General features: G+C 64.8%; 2 protein-coding genes. Both read left to right on the plus strand.

The genetic code is table 11. The features are described from left to right. On the plus strand, positions 1–1,990 hold a 1,990-nt coding region (locus tag WA702_RS24330), incomplete at its 5' end, for a glycogen/starch/alpha-glucan phosphorylase (protein WP_425113101.1). A gap of 110 nt (positions 1,991–2,100) precedes the next feature. Next, on the plus strand, positions 2,101–2,913 hold the full coding sequence (locus tag WA702_RS24335) for an acyl-CoA thioesterase (protein WP_425113102.1): 813 nt from the start codon (positions 2,101–2,103) through the stop codon (positions 2,911–2,913). Positions 2,914–3,047 lie beyond the last annotated feature (134 nt).

The raw sequence follows: 3,047 nt of genomic DNA on the forward strand, positions 1-3,047 counted from the left end.
CGACGTCTGGCTGTCGTTCGGCAACCCCTGGGAATTGCAACGGCCGGACGTGGTTTATCACGTCCATTTCGGCGGCAGCGTCGCGCATGTCGACGACAAGGGCAGGGATCGCGCGGTCTGGACGCCCGGCGAGACGGTGCAGGCGGTCGCGTATGACACGCCGATCGTCGGCTGGCGCGGCGAGCACGTCAACGCACTGCGGCTGTGGTCGGCGCGCTCGCCCGATCCGTTGAATCTCGACGTCTTCAACACCGGCGACTATCTCGGCGCCTCCGCCGAGGAGGCGCGGGCGGAGGCGATCTGCAAGTTCCTCTATCCTAACGACGAAAGCCCGGCGGGCCGCGAGCTGCGGCTGCGGCAGGAATATTTCTTCGTCTCGGCCTCGCTGCAGGATCTGGTCAAGCGCCACCTCGGCTCGGACGGCCAGCTGCGCAGCCTGGCGCAAAACGCCGCGGTGCAGCTCAACGACACCCATCCCTCGCTCGCCGTCACCGAGCTGATGCGGATCCTGGTCGATTTGCACAACTTCCGCTGGGACGAGGCCTGGAAGATCACCGTCGCCACGCTGTCCTACACCAACCACACCTTGCTGCCCGAAGCCCTTGAGACCTGGCCGGTCGAGCTGTTCGAGCGGCTCCTGCCGCGGCACCTCGACATCATCTACCGTATCAATACCCAGCACCTCGCGCTGGCCGAAGAACGCGCGCCCGGCGACATCGACTATCGTGCCTCGGTCTCCCTGATCGACGAGCGCTCGGGCCGCCGCGTCCGTATGGGGCAGCTCGCCTTTGTCGGCTCGCATCGTATCAACGGCGTCTCCGCGATGCATTCCGACCTGATGAAGGAGACCGTGTTCCACGATCTCAACCATCTCTATCCCGGCCGCATCACCAACAAGACCAACGGCATCACCTTCCGCCGCTGGCTGATGCTGGCCAATCCGAAGCTGACCGACCTGCTGCGCGAGGCCTGCGGCGAGGCCGTGCTCGACGATCCGACCCAGCTCGCAGCGCTCGAAACCTATGTCAGCGACAGCGCGTTCCAGCAGAAATTCCGCACCGTCAAGCACTACAACAAGATCCAGCTGGCGCGCCTGATCGGCGAGCGCATGAACATCGCGCTGGATCCGTCCGCGCTGTTCGACGTGCAGATCAAGCGCATCCACGAATACAAGCGCCAGCTGCTCAACATCCTCGAAGCGATCGCGCTCTATCAGGCGATCAAGGACAATCTGCAGGCCGACTGGGTGCCGCGGGTGAAAATCTTCGCCGGCAAGGCGGCCGCGAGCTACCGCTACGCCAAGCTCATCATCAAGCTGGCCAACGACGTCGCCGCGGTCGTCAACAACGATCCCGCGATTGGCGGCCGGCTCAAGATCGTGTTCATGGCCGACTACAATGTCAGCCTTGCGGAAGCGATCATTCCCGCCGCCGATCTGTCCGAGCAAATCTCGACCGCGGGCATGGAGGCCTCCGGCACCGGCAACATGAAGCTCGCGCTCAACGGTGCGCTCACCATCGGCACGCTCGACGGCGCCAATATCGAGATTCGCGACCATGTCGGGCCTGACAACATCGCGATCTTCGGCATGGAGGCGATGGACGTGGTGGCGCGCCGCCAGCAGGGCCTCGATGCCACCGACGTGATCAGCAAGTCGCCGGCACTCGCGCGCGCCATCAACGCGATCGAATCAGGCGACTTCTCGCCCGACGACCGGGGGCGCTTCGAGCCGATCGCGCATGCGCTGCGGCATCTCGACCACTACATGGTCAGCGCCGATTTCGACGCCTATTACCAGGCGCAGCGCGGCATCGACGCCCGCTGGCAGGTGATCCCGGCATGGACGCGCGCGTCGATCCTCAACGTCGCACGCATGGCCTGGTTCTCCTCCGACCGCACCATCCGCGAATACGCCGAGGATATCTGGAACGTGCCGGTCGATCCCACCAATGCGGCTTCGAGCCAGCCGCGGCGCGGCGTCAAGGGCTAACCCTTCGCCGTCATTGCGAGGAGCAAAGCGACGAAGCAATCCCGACTTCCTTTTCAGTTCTGGATTGCTTCGCTACGCTCGCAATGACGATCTCTCATTAAGAGCAATTAATGTCATCAGACCATCTCTTCGACGAGGCCACGCGCGTCACCGCCGGCGACAGCCGCTGGCAGGGCAGGACCAGCCCGGACTATTGGGCCTTTGTCGGCCCGTTCGGCGGCGTCACTGCGGCCACCGTGTTGCGCGCGCTGATCGAGCATCCGCAGGCCGCAGGCGATCCGCTGGCGGTGACAGTGAACTACTGCGCGCCGATCGCGGAGGGGCCGTTCGATCTCGACCTCCGGCTGGCGAAGGCCAACCGCTCCTCGCAGCATTGGACGATCGAACTCAGCCAGGGCGGCGGCGATGCGGCGACCCTGGCGACCGCGGTTTTCGCCGAGCGCCGGCCGTCATGGTCGCATCAGCCGGCCACGATGCCTGCGGCGCCGCCATTCGACGAGGTGCGTCGAAACCCCGACACCAAGATGTCGTGGACGCGGCAATATGATTTCCGCTTCATCGAGGGCGGGCCGCGCACCAACGACGGCCCCGCCGGCGCGCCGTACGGCGCGTTCTCGAAACTGTGGCTCTCCGATCGCAAGCCGCGCACCATCGACATGCCGTCGCTGCTGTCGATGTCGGATGCCTTCTTCGGCCGGGTGTTTCACGCGCGCGGCGAGCTGGTGCCGTTCGGCACGGTGTCCCTGACGACCTATTTCCACGTCAGTCGCGAAGAGCTGGCAAGCGAAAACACCGCCCACGTGCTCGCGCTTGCCGACGCGAAAGTGTTCAACCGGAGCTATCAGGATCAGCACGGCGAGCTCTGGTCGCCGTCGGGCAAGCTGCTCGCGACCACGACGCAGATCGCGTATTTCAAGGCGTGAGTTTCAACGTGTGAGGCCAAGCTGGCTCTACACAATCGGCATCATCCCGGCGAGCGCCGGGATCCATAGCCACCGACCTTCAAGTTGTGAAGGCCGGTCGTGGCAAGGGTGCCACGAATAACGGCCGCGGAGTA

The sequence above is a fragment of the Bradyrhizobium sp. genome, assembly GCF_049798375.1.
Lineage (GTDB): Bacteria > Pseudomonadota > Alphaproteobacteria > Rhizobiales > Xanthobacteraceae > Bradyrhizobium.